Source organism: Streptomyces albicerus (assembly GCF_008905045.1).
Classification (GTDB): Bacteria; Actinomycetota; Actinomycetes; order Streptomycetales; family Streptomycetaceae; genus Streptomyces; species Streptomyces albicerus.
The window spans coordinates 1-18,234 of record NZ_VWMY01000126.1; the positions used below are offsets into that span (position 1 = coordinate 1).

19 protein-coding genes and 1 pseudogene are annotated in these 18,234 nt (G+C 69.5%); 12 read left to right on the forward strand and 8 right to left on the reverse strand.

All coding sequences use genetic code 11. The features are described 5' to 3' along the window. The coding region (locus GAS53_RS52030; RefSeq protein ID WP_225859664.1) for a hypothetical protein at positions 1-848 on the reverse strand (848 nt) is incomplete at its 3' end. A gap of 271 nt (positions 849-1,119) precedes the next feature. After that, positions 1,120-1,263 carry a hypothetical protein gene (locus tag GAS53_RS55825; RefSeq protein ID WP_192583687.1) on the reverse strand — a complete coding sequence of 48 codons (144 nt, stop codon included), beginning with the start codon at positions 1,261-1,263 and terminating at the stop codon, positions 1,120-1,122. A gap of 51 nt (positions 1,264-1,314) precedes the next feature. Here GAS53_RS55825 and GAS53_RS52035 point away from each other — a divergent pair, with 51 nt between their 5' ends. Genes GAS53_RS52035 through GAS53_RS52045 form a run of 3 tightly spaced genes read left to right on the forward strand, consistent with a single transcriptional unit; the run spans position 1,315 to position 3,613 of the window. Beyond that, positions 1,315-1,719, forward strand: coding sequence for a GntR family transcriptional regulator (locus tag GAS53_RS52035; protein ID WP_151484833.1), 405 nt, complete (start codon positions 1,315-1,317; stop codon positions 1,717-1,719). Next, entirely contained in the window at positions 1,716-2,612 is an 897-nt protein-coding gene (locus GAS53_RS52040; protein WP_151484834.1) for an ABC transporter ATP-binding protein, read from the forward strand. The genes GAS53_RS52035 and GAS53_RS52040 overlap by 4 nt, the downstream gene beginning before the upstream one ends. After that, positions 2,609-3,613 (forward strand): transporter, encoded by a 1,005-nt coding sequence (locus GAS53_RS52045; protein WP_151484835.1) that lies wholly within the window; start codon positions 2,609-2,611, stop codon positions 3,611-3,613. The genes GAS53_RS52040 and GAS53_RS52045 overlap by 4 nt, the downstream gene beginning before the upstream one ends. Positions 3,614-3,698: 85 nt before the next feature. Here GAS53_RS52045 and GAS53_RS52050 read toward each other — a convergent pair whose 3' ends face one another. Both GAS53_RS52050 and GAS53_RS52055 read right to left on the reverse strand, forming a co-directional pair. Further along, positions 3,699-4,154, reverse strand: coding sequence for a tellurite resistance TerB family protein (locus GAS53_RS52050; RefSeq protein ID WP_151484836.1), 456 nt, complete (start codon positions 4,152-4,154; stop codon positions 3,699-3,701). Between the two features lie 138 nt (positions 4,155-4,292). Beyond that, the gene (locus GAS53_RS52055; RefSeq protein ID WP_192583688.1) at positions 4,293-5,279 is read right to left on the reverse strand and encodes a sporulation protein; all 987 of its coding nucleotides are present in this window, start codon (positions 5,277-5,279) and stop codon (positions 4,293-4,295) included. Positions 5,280-5,672: 393 nt separating this feature from the next. Here GAS53_RS52055 and GAS53_RS52060 point away from each other — a divergent pair, with 393 nt between their 5' ends. From GAS53_RS52060 to GAS53_RS52075, 4 genes are all read left to right on the forward strand, one after another. After that, positions 5,673-7,007, forward strand: a complete 1,335-nt coding sequence (locus tag GAS53_RS52060) for a hemolysin family protein (protein WP_151484837.1) — start codon at positions 5,673-5,675, stop codon at positions 7,005-7,007. 5 nt (positions 7,008-7,012) lie between these two features. Then, positions 7,013-8,035, forward strand: coding sequence for a hemolysin family protein (locus GAS53_RS52065; RefSeq protein WP_151484849.1), 1,023 nt, complete (start codon positions 7,013-7,015; stop codon positions 8,033-8,035). Positions 8,036-8,220: 185 nt separating this feature from the next. Beyond that, a complete protein-coding gene (locus GAS53_RS52070) occupies positions 8,221-9,366 on the forward strand; it encodes an acyltransferase family protein (RefSeq protein ID WP_151484838.1) in 1,146 nt (381 codons plus the stop codon). A gap of 44 nt (positions 9,367-9,410) precedes the next feature. After that, on the forward strand, positions 9,411-9,797 hold the full coding sequence (locus GAS53_RS52075) for a GNAT family protein (RefSeq protein WP_151484839.1): 387 nt from the start codon (positions 9,411-9,413) through the stop codon (positions 9,795-9,797). Positions 9,798-9,828: 31 nt separating this feature from the next. On the opposite strand, the pseudogene GAS53_RS58700 reads toward GAS53_RS52075, so the two are convergent. The 3 genes and pseudogenes from GAS53_RS58700 to GAS53_RS52090 all read right to left on the reverse strand — a co-directional run. Next, positions 9,829-9,924 (reverse strand): annotated as a pseudogene (locus tag GAS53_RS58700) (sulfate adenylyltransferase subunit CysD); the annotation flags it as partial. Then, positions 9,923-11,149, reverse strand: a complete 1,227-nt coding sequence (locus tag GAS53_RS52085; RefSeq protein ID WP_151484840.1) for a glycosyltransferase family 4 protein — start codon at positions 11,147-11,149, stop codon at positions 9,923-9,925. The gene GAS53_RS52085 and the pseudogene GAS53_RS58700, both read right to left, overlap by 2 nt. After that, entirely contained in the window at positions 11,146-12,570 is a 1,425-nt protein-coding gene (locus GAS53_RS52090; RefSeq protein ID WP_151484841.1) for a sulfotransferase family protein, read from the reverse strand. Before GAS53_RS52090 ends, GAS53_RS52085 begins: the two co-directional genes overlap by 4 nt. A 387-nt stretch (positions 12,571-12,957) precedes the next feature. Here GAS53_RS52090 and GAS53_RS52095 point away from each other — a divergent pair, with 387 nt between their 5' ends. Then, the gene (locus GAS53_RS52095; protein ID WP_151484842.1) at positions 12,958-14,298 is read left to right on the forward strand and encodes a hemolysin family protein; all 1,341 of its coding nucleotides are present in this window, start codon (positions 12,958-12,960) and stop codon (positions 14,296-14,298) included. Then, complete coding sequence (locus tag GAS53_RS52100; protein ID WP_151484843.1) at positions 14,295-15,314, forward strand: hemolysin family protein; 1,020 nt, start codon at positions 14,295-14,297, stop codon at positions 15,312-15,314. Before GAS53_RS52095 ends, GAS53_RS52100 begins: the two co-directional genes overlap by 4 nt. 351 nt (positions 15,315-15,665) lie before the next feature. Here the strand turns inward: GAS53_RS52100 and GAS53_RS52105 are convergent, their stop codons facing one another. Then, entirely contained in the window at positions 15,666-15,857 is a 192-nt protein-coding gene (locus GAS53_RS52105; protein ID WP_151484844.1) for an NAD(P)-dependent oxidoreductase, read from the reverse strand. A gap of 414 nt (positions 15,858-16,271) precedes the next feature. Between GAS53_RS52105 and GAS53_RS52110 the strand changes: the two genes are divergently transcribed. From GAS53_RS52110 to GAS53_RS52120, 3 genes are read left to right on the forward strand one after another with little or no spacing between them, the layout of a single operon-like run. Beyond that, entirely contained in the window at positions 16,272-17,204 is a 933-nt protein-coding gene (locus tag GAS53_RS52110) for an ion transporter (protein ID WP_151484845.1), read from the forward strand. A 30-nt stretch (positions 17,205-17,234) separates the two neighbouring features. After that, a complete protein-coding gene (locus GAS53_RS52115) occupies positions 17,235-17,501 on the forward strand; it encodes a GlsB/YeaQ/YmgE family stress response membrane protein (protein ID WP_151484846.1) in 267 nt (88 codons plus the stop codon). A gap of 35 nt (positions 17,502-17,536) precedes the next feature. Continuing rightward, positions 17,537-18,151, forward strand: coding sequence for a TetR/AcrR family transcriptional regulator (locus GAS53_RS52120; protein WP_151484847.1), 615 nt, complete (start codon positions 17,537-17,539; stop codon positions 18,149-18,151). The last annotated feature ends 83 nt before the right edge of the window (positions 18,152-18,234 follow it).

Genomic DNA, 18,234 nt, shown 5'->3' on the forward strand with positions numbered 1-18,234 from the left:
GCCGGCCTCCACCTCCGCGCCTCGATGATCTGGATCAACGACCTTCTGAAGGCAACCGGCTGATCACAACGCCACACAGGCCCTAGCTCGGTGAGGTAGCGCACCTGCTCCTCCTCATCGGGTACCGCGCTGGGCGGCACCTGCCAGGCCATGCCGCCGCGTTGGCCCGCGCCCCGGTATGCGCAGGTGCCGTACTCGGTCACCGCGACGGGTTTGCCGTGGGCGAAGTGGCCGCGCAGTTCGTCCCGGAAGCCGTCGGCGTTGTAGGCGGCCCGGTAGGCGTCGATGCCGACGAGGTCGAACGGGCGCCAGTCGGCGAACTCCCAGGGAGCGGACGCGTAGGTGACCGGCCCACCGAAGTGCGTGCGGACCGTCGCGGCGACCTGGAGGAGAAACTCGTTGAGGCGCTCCTGCACCGGGCCGAGCGAGGACCACCACTCCATGTCCGCGGTAGCCGTGGCCCGCAGGCGGTCGCCGTAGGTGACGCCGGGGATGAAGCCGCCATAGAAGGCGCTGATCTCACAGCCGGCGACGAACACCACCTCGGCGCCGGCCTGCCGTGCGGCTTCGGCCCGCCGGGCGCAGTCGGCGAAGAACGGGAGCAGCTGGTCGGGAGGAAGGTCGACGGGGAAGGGGACGAACCAGACCTCGAGGCCGGCGTCCGCCGCATGCCGGGCGGCGATGCTCAGCCGTTCGGGCTCGCGCCCGGAGATGCGGACGGCGTCGCAATGAAGATCACCGGAGATCACTGCCACCTCCTGCCGGACCGTCTCGGGGATGAAGGTCTTGCGGGAGAGGTCCTGCCCGGGAAGGAACCCGGTGTCGTAGTTGATGCCCCGTGCGCGCACGTCACTGCCCTCTCGTGTGGCCGATCCCGTGGTCCAGCAGGTCGAAGGCGACTTCGGCGGCGGTCACAGACGACGCGCATCCGGGCGATCACTCCGCCGGTTCGTTGCCGCCCTCTGTCCGCTGCGAACGCATCGGCGGTCTGGGAGATCTCGCTGACTGCCACGGCGCCGAAACCGCGTTCGCTGAACAGCCTCAACGCCCCTGCGGCGATGCGCCGCTCACCGTCGTTCCCCTCGTCGACCACTTCCTGCCCGGAGTTGGGGCTGGATGCTACAGCGGCCGTTCATCGTGATCGATGCGGCGCGGGCGGTGCCGCGTTCCAGCGGCGCGCGCGAGGGCGGTGCCGCCGTCACCCAACGCCTCGATCGTCTGGACGAGTTGGCCGCTGTCCGTGCCGACCATGTCATCGTGCATGCCTTGACGCATCGCCAGCCTAGGAGGCTAAAGTGCTAGGCAACTAGATAAATGGAGGAGCTGGTGATTGAGTTCCACCTGAACGGCCGGTCCGGCCTGTCCCCGTACCAGCAACTGGTCCAGCAGGTGCGCCATGCGCTGCGGCTGGGCCTGCTGGAGGAGGGGGACCGGCTCCCCACGGTCAAGGAGGTGGCCAGGCAGGTGGCGGTCAACCCGAACACCGTGCTCAAGGCGTACCGGGAGCTGGAGCACGAGGGCCTGGTGGCCGCCAGGCCAGGGGTGGGGACGTTCGTGACCCGGACGCTGGCCGACGCCTCGCTCGCCGCGCACGGCCCGCTCCAGAAGGACCTGCGGCGCTGGCTGGCCAAGGCCCGCCTGGCCGGCCTCGACGACGAGTCCATCGAGGCCCTGTTCATGACCACCTTTCGGACCGCCGCTGGAGAGGACGTAGCATGAGCGCCGTCTTACGGGCCCAGGCCCTGGGCAAGAGATACAAGCAGCGCTGGGCGCTGCAGAACTGCGACCTGGACGTGCCCGCCGGGCGCGTCGTCGGCCTGGTCGGCCCCAACGGGGCGGGCAAATCCACCCTGTTGAACCTGGCCTGCGGCATGCTGACCCCGACCACCGGCACCATCGAGGTATGCGGCGGCCGTCCCGCCACCGGCCCAAACCAGTTGGCCAAGGTCGGCTTCGTCGCCCAGGACACCCCGACCTACGCCGCCTTGAGCATCGCCGACCACCTGCGGTTGGGTGCCCGCCTCAACCCCGGCTGGGACGACGCCCTGGCCCGGGACCGGATCCGGCGGCTCGGCCTGGACCTCAAACAGAAGGCCGGGAGGCTGTCCGGCGGCCAGCGCGCGCAGCTCGCCCTCACCCTGGGCATCGCCAAACGGCCGGAACTGCTCATCCTCGACGAGCCGGTCGCCGCCCTCGACCCCCTCGCCCGGCGAGAGTTCATGCAGGACCTGATGGAGGCCGTCGCCGAACACGAGCTGAGCGTCGTGCTCTCCTCCCACCTGGTCTCCGACGTGGAGCGGACCTGCGACTACGTCATCGTCCTGGTCGACTCCCGGGTACAGGTGGCCGGCGACATCGACGACCTGGTCGCCTGCCACCACCGGCTCACCGGACCGCGTCGTGACCCGGACACGCTCCCGGCCGGACAGCACATCATCACCGCCAGCCACACCGACCGGCAGACCACCCTCCTGGTGCGCACCGACACTGCGGTCCACGATCCCGCCTGGACCGTCCACCCGCTCGGTCTGGAAGACATTGTCCTGGCCTACATGACCCGGCCCGCCGATGCGGTACGTGACACCCGACCGGCGCTGGAGGTCCTTCGATGATCTGGCTGACCTGGCGCCAGTTCCGCACCCAGGCCGCCGTGATGTTTGCTGCGGTGGCTGCCCTCGCCGTCACCCTCGCGGTCACCGGCCCGCAGCTGGCCGACCTCTACCGAACTGCCGGCAGCAGCCTGGTGGACCAGGTCTCCAGTTCGGACCAAACCGTCTACTACACCGGCCTGCTGGTCGTGCTCGCCGTGCCGGCAGTCATCGGGATGTTCTGGGGCGCGCCGCTGATCTCCCGTGAACTGGAGACCGGCACCCACTACCTCGCGTGGAACCAGGGCGTCACCCGCACCCGCTGGCTGGCGACCAAACTGGGCCTTGGTGCGACGGCCGCCATGACCGCTGCCGGACTGACCAGCCTCGCGGTGAGCTGGTGGAGCAGCCCCATCGACCGGGCGGTCAACGGCGGTGGCGCGACAGACACATACTTCCCGCGGCTCGACCCTGTGGCCTTCGCCGCACGGGGTGTCGTCCCCATGGCCCATGCCGCCTTCGCCTTCGTCCTGGGCGTCGCCCTCGGCCTGGTCATCCGCCGCACCCTGGCCGCGATGGCCACTACCCTCGTCGTCTACGCCGCCGTCCAGATCTCCGTGCCGTTGTGGATCCGGCCTTATCTGGCCGCCCCGGACCGGACCACCGTCCCGATCGAGCCTGACGGCGCCCCCATCAGCATCCAGGAGGGCGCCAAGCAGATCGTCACGCACCCCGAAGTGCCCGGTGCCTGGGTCACCTCCCAACAGACGCTGAACGCCGCCGGCCAGCTGGCCCCCGTGCCGTCGTCCTTCGCCGACTGCCTGCACACCGAGTCGGGCCCGCCCACCCTGCAGCAGTTCGACCGCTGCCTCGCCGACCTCGGTGCCCAGGGCTACCAGCAGCAGGTGACCTACCAGCCCGCCGGCAACTTCTGGGCCCTTCAATGGGCCGAGACCGGGCTCTACCTCGGCCTCGCCCTGGCCCTGACCGGGTTCTGCGCCTGGTGGATCCGCCGCCTGACCTGACCGTGCGCCAGGCCGGCTCTTGCCGGAGACGACATGCCGGGCCGCTGCCCCCAGGGGCGTCAGCCCGGCATGTGTCGCGCTCCGCTCAGAGGTCGAACTCGTGCGGCGGCAGGTCGAGCGTGAAGCACGCCTCGCGGACGATGGCCTGCTCGGTCTTGTCGAAGTCGCCGTCGGCGCCGCCGATGACGATGCCGATCTGGATCACGGCACGTGCCTCGGCGGGCTTCTTCTTCGCCTTGGCGATCTCCTGCAGCACGCTGACCTTGCCGAAGTCGAAGTCGGCGACCAGTTTGTTGAGGTTGTCGTCGAAGCGGCGCTGGAGGTCGTCGGCGGGGAAGTTCTGCAGTACTTCGTTGGTGGCGATGAGCTGGGCCACCCGGCGGCGCTCGGCCGGGTCGATGGTGCCGTCGGCAGCCGCGACCAGCGCGCACATCGCCATGCTGGCGTCGCGGAAGGCACCGCTCTTGAGGTCGTTCTTCTTCGCCATCAGCTGGGTCTGCATCGTCGATGCAGAATCCTTGATGCGGTCCCACAGGGCCATGAGAACTCCGTACGTGTCAGAGGTGGGTCCGGGCCCGGCAGTGGCCCCGACCGTCGCGTTCTTCTACAGCAATGTAGAAGTTATCAGGGTGGGGTGACGAGAGAGGGCGAAGCGCCACGGGCTTCACCCTCTCGCCGATCACTCTTCCTCTTCCTCGTCGCCCTCGAAGAAGTCGCCGACCTCGTCGACGACTTCGGCTGCGACCATGCCGCCGACGACACCGACCGCGAGCCCCGCCGCGCCGGCGGCGACGGCAGTGCCCATGCCGGGTCCGGAGCGGTGGCCGTCGTGGTGATGCCCCTCGTGCCCGTGGTGGCCGCCGTGGCCGTACGCGGCGTGCGAGCCGTACGAGGTCCGGTGCTCGACCAACTGCCGGATCCAGCCGTCGACTTCCGTGTTCCAGTCCCGGTGCTCGACATCGTGGTGACCGACCGTGAAGCGGGTGACGGTGTCGTGGCCGGAGGTGAAGAGTCCGCCGCGCTTGTCCGCTTCCAGGACGACCTCCATGCCGCCCGGCGCGGCGAGGAAGGTCAGCTCGATCTCGTTCACCTGGTGCGCGTACTGCGGCGCCGGGGCGAGCTCGATCTCCTGGTAGAAGGGCAGCTGCTGCCCCGTGCCTCCGATGTGGCCGTACTCCAGGTCGGCGGACTTGAAGCCGAAGCCGAGCTGGCCGAGGGCTTCGAGGATCGCCTCCTGTGCGGGCAGCGGGCGCACCGTGAGCTGGTCGAGGTCGCCCTTGTCCTTCGCGCCGGCCACCGCCAGCTCGGTGCGCACGCCGAGCACGATGCCCAGCGGTTGTCCGTACAGCTCGGTGATCGGGGTCTCCCAGGGCAGCGTCACGCTGAACGGAACGCTGTGCCGCTCGCCCGCGCCGAGCCGGAAACCGCCGCCGACCGTGAACCGGTCGAAGACGAGAACGCCTTCGCTCTCCCCGTCCTCGTGCTCGGCCTCGACCCGCGCCACCAGCTCCAGGGCGATGTGCTCGATGTCGAAGTCGGCGTCGCCGCCCTTGAGATGGACCTGGCCCGACAGTGCGCCGCCGGGCAGGGGCGCACCCGGGTCGAGGACCGTGTCCACCGTGGGCCCGCCCACACCGAGCGAGCCGAGCAGTCGTTTGAACACCATCGCGGCGTCCACTCCTTCATGTGCGTGTGTCACTCGTAACGAAAGGCGAGGGGGAGCAGGCAGGTGCCCGGGAACAAGCCGGAAAGTCCTCACGTTCTCCCTCTACAAGCACGTAGAAGCATAGGGTTGCCGGAGCTCGTCCGGGCCGTTTCCCGCGGCCTGTGGCGGGAAAGTCCGAAAAGAGTCGCCGCCGGGTCGGTAGGAGACTTGACCAGGCGGCTTTGCCCGTCTTTTACGATGAACGGGAGGGCGTGTCCGCCCCCCCCGACCCTTGAGGGTCTGCCCGACCCTCCGAGCCGAGAAGGAGCGACGTCCCGCAATGGGTGAGCCTCCCAGTACCAGCCGTGCCATGTCCCGCCTGCCGCATACGCGTGAGGGATCGGGGGTGGCACGGTGACCGAGATCCTGCTGCTCCTGCTCGCCCTGCTCCTCACGCTGGCCTGCGCGCTGTTCGTGGCGGCCGAGTTCTCCCTGACCACCGTCGAGCGCGGTGACCTGGAGCGGGCCGCCGAGGCGGGTGAGCGGGGCGCCGATGGTGCGTTGAAGGCGGTGCGGCGGCTGACGTTCCAGCTGTCCGGGGCGCAGCTCGGCATCACCGTCGCCTCGCTGGTGATCGGCATGCTCGCCGAGCCGTCCCTGGCCGTGTTGTTGCGCGGCCCGCTGGAGGCGATCGGGCTCGGCGGCGGGGCCTCGAGCGTGGCGACCGTGCTGGGCGTGGTCATTTCCACCGTCGTGCTGATGGTGGTGGGCGAGCTGGTGCCGAAGAACTGGGCGATCTCCCGGCCGCTGGCCGTCGCCAAGGTGGTGGCGGGGCCGCAGCGCGGTTTCACGGCCGCGTTCGGCCCGTTCATCCACCACCTCAACAACACCGCGAACCGTTTCGTGCGCCGCTTCGGCCTTGAGCCCGCCGAGGAGCTGGCCTCGGCCCGTGGCCCGGAGGAGCTGGTCGCGCTGGCCCAGCACTCGGCCGCCGAGGGCGCGCTGGAGGCGGACTCCGCCGAGCTGTTCGTCCGTACGCTGCACCTGGGCGAGCTGACCGCTCAGAACGTGATGACCCCGCGCGTGGACGTGAAGGCGCTGGAGGCGCATGCCACGGCCGCCGACGCGGCCAACCTCACGCACGCCACCGGGCTGTCCCGTTTCCCGGTCTATCGCGACAGCTTGGACGAGGTCATCGGCACGGTCCACATCCGTGACGTACTCGCCCTGGAGCCCGCCGTGCGGGACGTCACTCCGGTCACCGAGCTGGCGACGGCGCCGCTGCTGGTGCCGGACAGTCTGCCCGCCGACCGGCTCCTGGAGCGGATGCGGGCGAGCCGCACCATGGCCGTCGTGATCGACGAGTACGGCGGCACGGCGGGCGTGGCGACGGTGGAGGACATCGTCGAGGAAGTGGTGGGGGAGGTCCGCGACGAGCACGATCCGATCGAGGTGCCCGACCTGCTGCCCGCACCCGTGGGGGAGGACGGCCGGGCCGCGTGGGAGGCGGACGGCGGTGTACGGATCGACGAGCTCGCCGGGATAGGACTGCGGGCGCCGGAGGGACCGTACGAGACCGTGGCGGGCCTGGTCGCCACCCGGCTCGCGCGGATCCCGGCCAAGGGTGACGTGCTCGACCTGGACGGCTGGCGTCTCGACGTCCTCGACGTGGAGCACCACCGCGCGGACCGCGTCCGCCTCACGGAACCGGTGAAGGTTCCACAGCAGGTCATGGAGGAGTCCCGATGAGCACGATGACCGTCCTGCAGCTCGCCATCGGCGCCCTGACCCTGCTGACCAACGCCTTCTTCGTCGGCGCGGAGTTCGCCCTGATCTCCGTACGCCGCGGCCAGATCGAACCCCGCGCTCAGGAGGGCAACAAGCGGGCCCGGATGACCCTGTGGGGCCTGGAGCACATCTCCGCGATGATGGCCACCGCCCAACTCGGCATCACGATCTCCTCGCTGGTGCTCGGCGCGGTCGCCGAACCAGCCATCGCGCACCTGCTGGAGCCCGCCTTCGAGACGGCCCACATCCCGCACGGCCTCGTTCACCCGGTCGCGTTCGTGATCGCGCTGACCGTGGCGACGTATCTGCACATGCTGATCGGCGAGATGGTGCCGAAGAACATCGCACTCGCCGCGCCCGCGCAGACCGCGCTGCTCCTGGGGCCGCCGCTGGTCGCCCTCACCCGTGCCCTCAAGCCGGTGGTCTTCGGCATCAACGCCTTCGCCAATGCCCTGCTGAAGCTCTTGAAGGTCGAGGCGAAGGACGAGGTGGAGGCCGTGTTCACCGACGACCAACTCGCCCGCATGGTCGTGGACTCCAGCCAGGCCGGACTGCTCTCCCCGGCCGACGGCGAGCGGCTGCGCGACGCGCTGGAGCTGGGTACCCGCCCAGTCGGCGAGATCCTCGTCCCGGCCCAGCAGATGCACACCGTCGACCATGCGATCACCCCGGCCGAGCTGGAGCGGACGACCGCCCGGGCCGGGTACTCCCGCTTTCCCGTCACCGGCCCGGACAAGGCCCTGCTCGGCTACCTCCACATCAAGGACACCCTCGGCATCACCGACCGGGACCAGCCCTTCCCGCGCACTGCCCTGCACCCCGTCACCAAGGTCCGCATCGACAGCCCGCTGGATGACACGCTCACCGCGTTGCGGGCCGATGGCAGTCACCTGGCCGCGGTCACCGGCGAGGCGGGCACCGTGCTCGGCTTCGTCACCATGGAGGACGTCCTGACGGAGCTGGTCGGCCCGACCCCGGCCGCCGCGTGACGGCCGGGCCGTCCTGTGCGCGCCCTCGCACAGAACGACCCAGCCCGGCATGCGCAGGCTCGTATCCAGCAGCGTTGTACGGAAGTTAAGCCGTGTGGTTAGGGTGCCGGAGATGTGTGCTGACGCAACACCCACATTTGACGTAAGACGCGAGATCACGGGCTCGGGTTGCCCCGGGAGGGCCCGTGAATGACACCACGCGCTCGGCCGACCGAGCCCCGGCCCCGGAACGGCAGGCACAACTGCCGCCCCCACGCACGAAACCCCCTGCGGGCGACACCGCCGCCGCGTCGGTAGCGGCGAAGCCGGTCAAGCAGCGGGACGCGTTCTTCGACAATGCCAAGTACCTGGCGATCGTGCTGGTGGCGATGGGCCATGCCTGGGCGCCGCTGGGCGGCGACAGTCGGGCGGCGGCCGCGCTGTACATCACCGTCTACACCTTCCACATGCCGGCGTTCATCGTCATCTCCGGCTACTTCTCGCGCAGCTTCGACGCCAGCCCGGAGCGGATCAGGCGCCTGGTCACCGGCATAGCCGTCCCGTACGTGCTCTTCGAGGTCGCGTACACCTTCTTCAAGCGGTGGGCGGACGACGATCCGGCGTATCCGATCAGCCTGCTCGACCCCTGGTACCTGACCTGGTTCCTGATCGCGCTGTTCGTCTGGCGGCTGACCACGCCGCTGTGGAAGGTCGTGCGCTGGCCGCTGCCTCTCGCGCTCGCCATCGCCGCCCTGGCCTCCGTCTCGCCCGACATCGGCGACGACCTGGACCTGCAACGGGTCCTGCAGTTCCTGCCCTTCTTCGTGCTCGGGCTGCTTCTGAAGCCGGAGCACTTCCAGTTGGTACGCCGCCCGGAGGTGCGCCTCCTCGCGGTGCCCGTCTTCGCCGCAGGGCTGGCCGTCGCCTACTGGGCGGCACCGCGCATGAACGCCGCCTGGTTCTACCGCCGCGACAGCGCCCAGGAACTGGCCGCACCCGGCTGGACCGGCGCCGTCATGACGCTCGCCCTGTTCGGCTGCTCGGTGATCCTGGTCGCCTGCTTCTTCGCCTGGGTTCCGCGACGCAAGATGTGGTTCACGGCTCTGGGCGCGGGCACGCTGTACGGCTACCTGCTGCACGGCTTCCTCGCCAAGGGCTCCCGCTTCTGGGACTGGTACGGACCCGACTGGATCCACCAGCCGCTCGGCGAGATCACCGTCACCCTCGTCGCCGCCGCCGTGATCACCGTGCTGTGCACCCCGCCCGTGCAGCGGATCTTCCGCTTCGCCATGGAGCCGAAGATGGAATGGGCCTTCAAACGGGACGCGGCCGACATCGTGCGAGCCAGGTGAGCGGTCCGGCCCGCCCGCCCACGGCACGAGTGGAGCGTACGGCCGTGACATTGCCCGCGGGCAGCCAGGCCATTCGCGTCCTGGACGGCGCCGGGCGCCAGATAGGCCGACTCGACTTCCAGGTCTGCCACCCCTGTCGGCTCGGCTACATCGACAGCATCGCTGTCGTCGCCCGCTGGCAGGGCAGGGGACTTGGACGCGAGGCGGTGCACACCGCCCTCGCGCCGTGCACGGACTACAAGTGGTCCACGTCGCGGCAGTCCTCCCAAGGCCGCACGTTCTTCTCCGCCATGCAGGAGGAGACGGACGTGGCTTTCCCGCCGAGCGCCGGGCGATGCCCGCACATGGTGCTGGCGCGTCCCCTGGTTGGACCCGTCCGAGGCTTCTTCGCTTCATCGGGCTCTCCGCGCGCTTGGGCGGCTCGCCCTTGAGCGTGGTCGCCGTCAGAGGTGTCCGTCGGATGTAGCCTTCGCGTTCGCGGTCCTCCATGGCGGCCTCGGAGAGCCGCTCGTCGGCTCGGGTGGCGCCTGTGTTCCTCAGCCGGGCGGACCGGCTCTCATCCGGTCGGGGTATCTCCTGCCTCAACCCGGCGCGTGGCTCCGAGCCGGGCAGCCTGCAGTTCCTCGAACAGCTGCTCCCACTGTGGATGTACCGCTTCGGGGGCGTAGGAGTGGGCGGCTACGAGGGCTGCGGCGCCCATGTCGGCGCGCAGGCCCTCGTCGGCCATCAGCTCGCGCATCGCTTCGGCCAGCGCATCGACGTCCTCCGGTGGGACCAGCAGTCCCTCCTTGCCGTGGGTGATGACCTCGGCCGGGCCGGTGGGGCAGTCGAAGCTCACCACGGGCAGGCCGTGCGTCATCGCCTCGATCATCACCATCGGGAGGCCCTCGAAGCGTGAACTGAGCACGTAGAAGGATGCCTTGGCCAGTTCCTCGTCGAGCTGGGTGGTGTGGCCCATCAGCAGGATGTGGTTGTAGAGGTGGTGTGCGTCGATGAGGGCGCGCAGTTCGTCGCGTCGCTCGCCGCTTCCGTAGATGCGCAGCTGCCAGTCCGGGTGGTCCGCGATGACCTGCTGGAAGGCGGGGATCAGCAGGTCGAAGCCCTTCTGCCAGAACAGTCGTCCGGCGGCGACGGCGATGTGGTTGGCATAGGTGGTGTGCCGCTGGCGAACCGCGTGGACGGCGTTGGGGATGCGGACGATCCGTGCCCCCGGCAGCATCCGCTCGTACTCCTCGCGGTCGCTCTCGGCGAGGACCGCGATGGCATCGAATCGGGCGTAGTGGCGGGCGATGGCGGCCCGGACGTCCTTCTTGTAGACGCTCAGGTTCATGTGCTCCTGGGCGACGAGGGTGACGCCGGACGGCGCGTACTGGGCCGTGAGGATGTTCAGGGCCGGGCGGGTGGAGACGAGCACACCGTCACGCAGTCGGCGCAGGTAGCGGATGAGTGATCTTTCGACGTACGCGTTGAAGTACTGGGCGCCGAACTCGCCCGGCGGGATGTGCTGGGCCGGTCTGCCGGTGAGCTTCCCGCGTCGGCCGGCCTGGAGGCGGGCGAGCGGGCCGCCGTGGCGGTCGTCGGCCGGCGTGTGTTCGCGTTCGTCCACGAGGACGGTTATGGGGATCCGGGGATCGAGATGGAAGCGGGGTTCGTCCCGTCCGCGCAGGACACTGACCACCTCGACGTCGTGGCCGGCCGCCCGCATCGAGTTGGCCTGGTTGAACACAGTGCGGATAGTGCCGCCGGAGCCGTAGGCGTGCAGCAGCAAGTAACGGATCTTCATGGCGTCGCCCGCGCGTCGCCATGCTCCGCCTCTGCATGGGCCTCGTGCGCGTCCGCCTGGCACTCGACGGACAGGTTGTCCTTGACCGTGTAGTACGGCTTCACGAGCAGCGCACCCTCGCCGTTGCCGACCCGCTGGGCAGGGAAGACCAGGACCTTCTTCTTGTCCTGGAGGTCGTCGAGGTGCCGTCCGACCCGCAGCCTCGTCTCGCCTTCCCTGGTGTCGGCGGTGTCCGCGGTGAGGTAGATGTCCCAATGGCAGGGCGCGGGCCCGTCGTCAAGGGCCAGGTCACCAACCGGGAAGGACGCGTCGAAGCCGCCGTCGGCGACCGGGGCCGGGTAGCTGAGCCGCTGTTCCTTGTGCTCGCGCAGCACCAACTGCAGCCGCCACAGTGCGTCAGCGGGTGCGGCGAGCCGTCCGTGCAGGCTGCCAGTGATCCGTACCAGGCCGTCCTGGGCCCAGACCTGGTTGATCTCCGCGTGGGCCGCGTCCGATTCCCGCTCGGAGACCGGGCCTTCGAGGTAACCCCAGGCCGCGCTGATCTCGCGCAGTGACTCGGGAATCTCGTCCGGCTCGGGCAGGCCCCGGCCGGCCTGCACCCGGCCGCTGCGGATCTTCTCCTTCCAGTCACCGAGCCCCTTCTCGAGGTCCCCCTCACTCCCGGCGCCGTACTCCAGCATGCCCGGCTCGAAGTCGACGCCGAGGAACCCGCAAATGCCCTTCAGTACGCCCTCCGGGTCGGCGGTCAGTTCCTCGTAGCGCACCGTGTGGCCGGGCAGCGCCTGGCGGGCCCGCTCCGTGGCCCGCATGTAGCGCAGCGCGTCCAGCGCGGCCTCCTCGGCGTTGCGCTTCTCCGGGTCCGCCTCGTGCCAGGAGCGGGCGATCGACGCCGGGTGGCGCAGCAGGAAGATGAAGCGGGCGTCGGGCCAGCAGGCGGTGATGCGCTGGTAGGCGAAGGCGTTGCTCGGTGTCTTCTCGACGATGACGTCCTTGCCGGATTTGACCAGCTCGCGGTGCATCACCCGGTCCCACAGCAGGTGTTCGAGATCCCCGCGCTCCAGGCCGAGCACGTCCATGGACCGTTCCGCGAGCCGGGTGCCACATCGCACCTCCAGGCGGCGGACATGCAGCTCGTGCGGCGCGTGCAGTTGAGGATGGGCGCCCAGCAGCAGCCGCAGCAGGGTGGAGCCGGAGCGGACCGGACACATGATGAAGACCGGGCCCTTCACCAGCCGGTCGACGGCTGGATCCTTCGGCGGGCGGAAGGCTACCTGTGGTGACTTCGCCCTGCCCGTTGCTTCTTCGGCCTTCGCCGCCGCGGGCGGGCTCGCGGCCTTTGGTGCGCCGGCGCGGCGAACCTTGCGTACCTCGTATCCGACGGCGGCACCCATGCGCTTGTTCAGCTTCCGGAGGAGATCCATGCCCCGACGCTAAAAGCGAGATAGTCCAGATCGCAACGGAAGTTCACCGGAGATTTGTTAACTCCTCGGCTCACGGATACCCGCTGGTAAAGGACAGGTATAGTCGAGTCTCGCGAAGGATGTCAGACATTGATGCGGTAACGGCACCGATGCGAACAACCCCCATGGCTGACTCTCGTAAAGTCGCAGGTGAGCACGGTCGCATAATGAATCGCAGACACGGCGGGCGGCGACCGGGAACACGGATTCCGTCACAATCGTTTACCCGCTGCACACCAACTCAAGGAGCAAGCCCGTGTCCGCCAGACCGACGGACCCTCGGGGGCACAGTCCCCGACCACCCCGCCACCGAAAGCGTGATCGCGGCACACAGCGGGGTGGTGTTCAGTGAGTGCCGCACTGGGCCTGCTGGCCGTCCTCGTCCTGACCGCCGGCACCGGCTACTTCGTCGCCCAGGAATTCACCTACGTCGCCGCCGACCGGCTCGCCCTCGCCCGTGAGGCCGAAGCAGGCGACAAACGCGCCGCCCGCGCCGTGAAGGTCCTGGAGCGGCTGTCGTTCATGCTCTCCGGCGCCCAGCTGGGCATCACCGTCACCGGCCTGGTCGTCGGCTTCCTCGCCGAACCGTCCGTGTCCGCGCTGCTCAAGCCCGTCCTGACAGGCATCGCCATCCCCGACGGCGCGATCCCCGGGATCTCGGTCGTCCTGGCCTTCGTCCTGGCGACCGTACTGCAGATGGTGATCGGCGAACTGGCGCCGAAGAACCTCGCACTCGCCGTGCCGGACCGGCTGGCCAAGTCGCTGGCCGCCTCCACCCTCGGATACCTGAAGGTCGTCGGCCCGGTCGTGCACCTCTTCGACAGCGCGGCGAACAAGCTCGTACGCACGGTCGGCATCGAACCGGTGGAGGAACTGCACCACGGCGCGACCCTGGAGGAGCTCAGCCATCTCATCGGCGAGTCCCACGAACAGGGCGAGCTGCCCCCGCGTACTGCCCAACTCCTCGACCACGCACTGGAGTTCAACGAGCGGACGCTGGACGAGGTGATGGTGCCGCGCGCCGACGTGGCCTTCGTACGCAAGAACGCCTCCGCCGCCGCCACGGTGGAGCTGATCGCCAAGCACGGCCACTCCAACTACCCCGTCCTCGACGACCACCCCGACAACGTGATCGGCGTGATCGGTGTACGCGAGCTGACGCGGCTGCCCGCGGACCGCTTCGACGGCGAGCGGGCCGCGATGGCCGGCGACCTTGCCCGGACCTCGCTCCTGCTGCCCCACACGCTGCAACTGCCCGACGCGGTGGATCGGATGCGCGAGCACGGTGACGAGTTCGCCGTCGTGCTGGACGAGCACGGCGGCGTGGCCGGCATCGTGACCTACGAGGACATCGCCGAGGAACTCGTCGGCGACATCGCCGACGAGTCGGATCAGGTCGTGGAACTTGCTGTGCCCGACGGGGACGGCTGGCTGGTGGACGCCGGCCGCCGCCTGGACGAGGTCGCCGGGGCCACCGGCATCGAGCTGCCCGAGGAAGAGGACTACGACACGGTGGCCGGCCTGATCGTGGACCGGCTCGGACGCTTCCCGGCCATCGGTGACCGCGTCACCGTCGAACTCGCCGGCGGCGGCCACGCGGTGATCGACGTACGCACACTCGACCGTCATGTCCCCGAGCGCGTGCGGCTGCAACGGTACGCGGAGAGCCGTGAGGAGGAGCAGGCGTGAGTTTTCCGATGGCGCTCTTCGTCACCGTGTTGCTGCTGATCGGCAGCGGCTTCTTCGTCGCCGCCGAGTTCGCCCTGGTCGCCTCCAAGCGGCACCGCATGGAAAAGGCGGCGGCCGAGGGGCAGCGCGGCGCCAAAGCGGCCCTCGCCGGGATGCGCGAGCTGTCGCTCATGCTCGCCGGCGCGCAACTCGGCATCACCGTCTGCACGCTGGGCCTGGGCTCGCTCTCCAAACCCGCGATCTCCCACGAACTCGACCCATTGCTGGAGAAGCTGGGCCTGCCCAGTGGGGTGAGTTACGGCATCGCGTTCGCCGTCGCGATGATCATCGTGGTGTTCCTGCACATGGTGGCAGGCGAGATGGCGCCCAAGTCCTGGGCGATCGCCCACCCCGAGCGTTCCGCGATGCTGCTCACCCCGCCCTTCCGGGGCCTGGTCAAGCTCGTACGCCCCCTCATCTCGCTGCTCAACAAGGTGAGCAACGCCCTCGTACGCGCGTGCCGGGTGACCCCGCGCGACGAACTCACCTCGGTGCACAACCGCGAGCAACTCACCCACCTCGTGGCCGAGTCCGAGCGGCTCGGGCTGATCAGCAAGGACGACTCCGAGCTGATCACCAGCTCGCTCACCGAGCCCCAGACCCCGGTCGGCGACCTCCAGGTACCCGCGGAACAGATCACCTCCGTGCCAGCGGAGGCGGGCGTCGACGACATCCTCGCCACGGCGGCCGCGCACGACCGCAGCCGCCTGCTGGTGCGCGACGGCCCTCTGGTCGTCGGCTCCGTCCACACCCGCGACGCACTGATCGCCCGCGCCCGCGGCAGAGCCCTCACCGCCCGCGAACTCGCCCGCCCAGTACCGGAACTGGCCGCACACGACACCCTCGGCCACGCCATCGAGCAACTGCGCCGGCACCGCGCCTCCCTCGCCGTCGTCTCCGACGACAGCGGACGGCTCACCGGCCTGGTCACGCTCGACGACCTGCTGGCCCGCCTCCTGGACCCACAGACGAGGTAAGAGGGCTCGGGTCCCCGCTCCGGTGCGGACCGACGTCGTCTGCCCGCTTCGGGAAACGCAGTGAGCAAGCGGCCTGGCACGGCGGTTCGGATCGGTAGCCGTGGGGCTGCTGTGCTCCCGCGGTCCCGGCCGCGGGAGCCGGCAGCTTCCGGAGGTCCGGGGCGTGGCACTCACGTCGGCGTGACGCAGCCGCAGCGGGCTGACCAAGGCGTGGTGTCGGGGGCAGTGGCTTACTGTCACACTGTGGATACGCGCTGCGCGCGTCGGCCCCTTGCCGCCTCATCCCCGTGACGGCGAGGGGCCGTTCAGCGCTTCCTCGCGGCCGCCAGGCAGTCCCGGACGAGCTCCGTATCAGTTGCTGAGGACGGCGGTGCGGTGCGTCCAATCGGTTCCGGCCGCGGCGCTGAGCATGAATCCGACGACGTCGGCGCGGCTGATCTTGGGCATGCCTTTCATCGGTATCTGTTTGTCGGTGCCGTAGGTACAGGTGCAGGTGCCGAGGCCGTTGGTCAGGAGGACGGAGTAGACCAGTGTCCAGTCCACTGGCGCGGACCAGCCCGTCGGTGATGGCCCTGTCGGCACAGGACCGCATGAACATGGCGTGCATCGCTTTCTGCGCCACGCTGGCCTGGTCCAGGTGCTTCCGACGCCGAAGGAGAAGAGCATCACGAGGCGGGCACACCTGCCTGTTCGGCTGCGGCGGTCAGGGCTTTGGCCGCGGGCGAGGCGACGTCAGTCTTCGGCTTGTCGGCGCCGAGCGCGGAAAGGCCCGCGTCGCGCCCGGGCTGTACGGGGGCGCTTGGGCAGACCGCACCTCCTCCCGGGGACGCACCCAACGCCCTTGCCCACCGCGTAGTTCACCCTGGCGTCTCCACCCAGAGGTGCACACTCTCTAAGATCCACTTCCGCGAGCTGCGCACAGATGACGAATTGCGGAGAGGGAACTGGAACCGCGCGATGACGGATGACATAACCACGCGCTTAACCACCCGCCAGGCCCTGGCCGAACGCTGCCGCGCTCTCACAGAGGACCGCTGGTTCGCCATCCTGGTCTTCGCGCTCATCCTCGCCAACGCCGCCGTCCTCGGCATCGAGACGTACTCGGGCGTGGTCCACCGCTGGCACGAGGAACTGAAGCTCGTCGAGCACTGCTTCCTGGCGGCCTTCACGATCGAGATACTCCTGCGCGTCTGCGCCCACGCCGACCGCCCGCGGGACTTCTTCCGTGACCCGTGGAACCTGTTCGACCTCGCCGTTGTCCTCTCCCCGTTCCTGCCCGTCGTCCGCGAGAACGGCACCATCCTGCGGCTGCTGCGCCTGGCCCGCGTCCTGCGTACCGCCCGCTTCCTGCCCCAATTGCGCATCTTCCTCGTCGCCGTCGGCCGCAGCCTGCCCGGCACCTTCAGCTTCCTGATCATCGGCGCCCTGTTGCTGTACGTCTACGCGATGGTGGGCTGGGTCTTCTTCGCCGACAACGACCCCGAACACTTCGGCTCCCTCGGCCGCGCCGTGCTCACCCTCTTTCTCCTGATGACCCTGGACGGCCTGGGTGACGCGGTCCGCGCGGGTCTGGGGATCTCCCGCTGGAGCATCGTCTACTACGCCTCCTACGTCCTGCTCGCCTCCTTCGTCCTGGTCAACGTCCTCATCGGGGTCGTCATCAGCTCCCTGGAGGAGGCCCGTGAACTGGAGCGGGAGCAGGAGGAGGCGCGGAGTGCGGCCGAGCCGCCCCCGGCCGTGACGGGGGACGAGGCAGAGCGTGAGCTGCGTGAGTGGATCGTGGCCGCGCGACGAGCCCTCGACGATCTCGAAGCGAGTCTTCAGCGCTTCCCCGCGCGCCCACCGCATGAAGCGGAAGGGACTGTGCCGTCGCCCTCGGGGCACACCTGAGGTGACCAGACTTGGCGAAGAGGGGCAGCTGTGGAGATCTCGGGCATCATTAGCGCCATCGTGATCGGCATCGTCATCGGCGTCCTGGGCCGGCTCGTCGTCCCCGGCCGCCAGCGCATCGGCGTGCTGTGGACCATCCTCGTCGGCATCGCGGCCGCGCTCGTCGGCACGGGCATCGCCGCCGCCTTCGACGTGGCCGACACCAAGGGCCTCGACTGGATCGAGTGGCTCCTCCAGATCGGCCTGGCGGCACTCGGCGTCGCGGCGCTGGACCGGGCCAGGGCGCGCCGCCGCTGACCCGGCCCCTGCGACGGGGTGGATACGCTGGCGCCATGCGGGCGGTGGCGAAGAGCGATCTGACAGGGCGGGCACGGCTGCGCGAGGCAGCCCTGGAGCTGTTCGCCGAGAACGGCTTCGAGGCGACCTCGACGCGGGCGGTGGCGGCCGCCGCCGGACTGTCCCCGGCGCTGGTGACCCGCCACTTCGGCTCCAAGCAGGGCCTGCGTGCGGCCGTCGACGCGTACGTGCTGGACCGCATCACCGAGCAACTAAAAGACCTGGACCCGGTCAAGGGGCTGATGGCCTCCCTCGGAGCGGTGTCCGCCCGGGTCTTCGGAGCGGATCCGGTCCTGCGCGGCTACCTGCGGCACGTACTCCTGGAGGACAGCGAGGCGAGCGCGGCACTCTTCAGCCGCCTGCTGTCCGGTGCCCGCGCGGAGCTGACGCGGCTGTCCGCGATCTACGGAGAGGATGGCCCCGACGAGGAGTGGGCCCCGTTCCAGATGCTCTGCCTGATCCTCGGCCCGCTGCTGCTGGAACGGGTCATGCAGCCCAACCTCGACCAGCCGATGTTCGCCCCCGATGTCCTGACCCGCCGCAGCGCGGCCAACCAGCAGCTCCTGCTGCGCGGTTACTACGGCTTCCGGGAAGGCGCGGACGCGGGCTAGTGTCCTGCGCCAGAGATCCGTCGGTAGAAGCGGGCGAGGGAGTCGAGGATCTCTTCGGCTGTCTTGGTCCAGATGAACGGCTT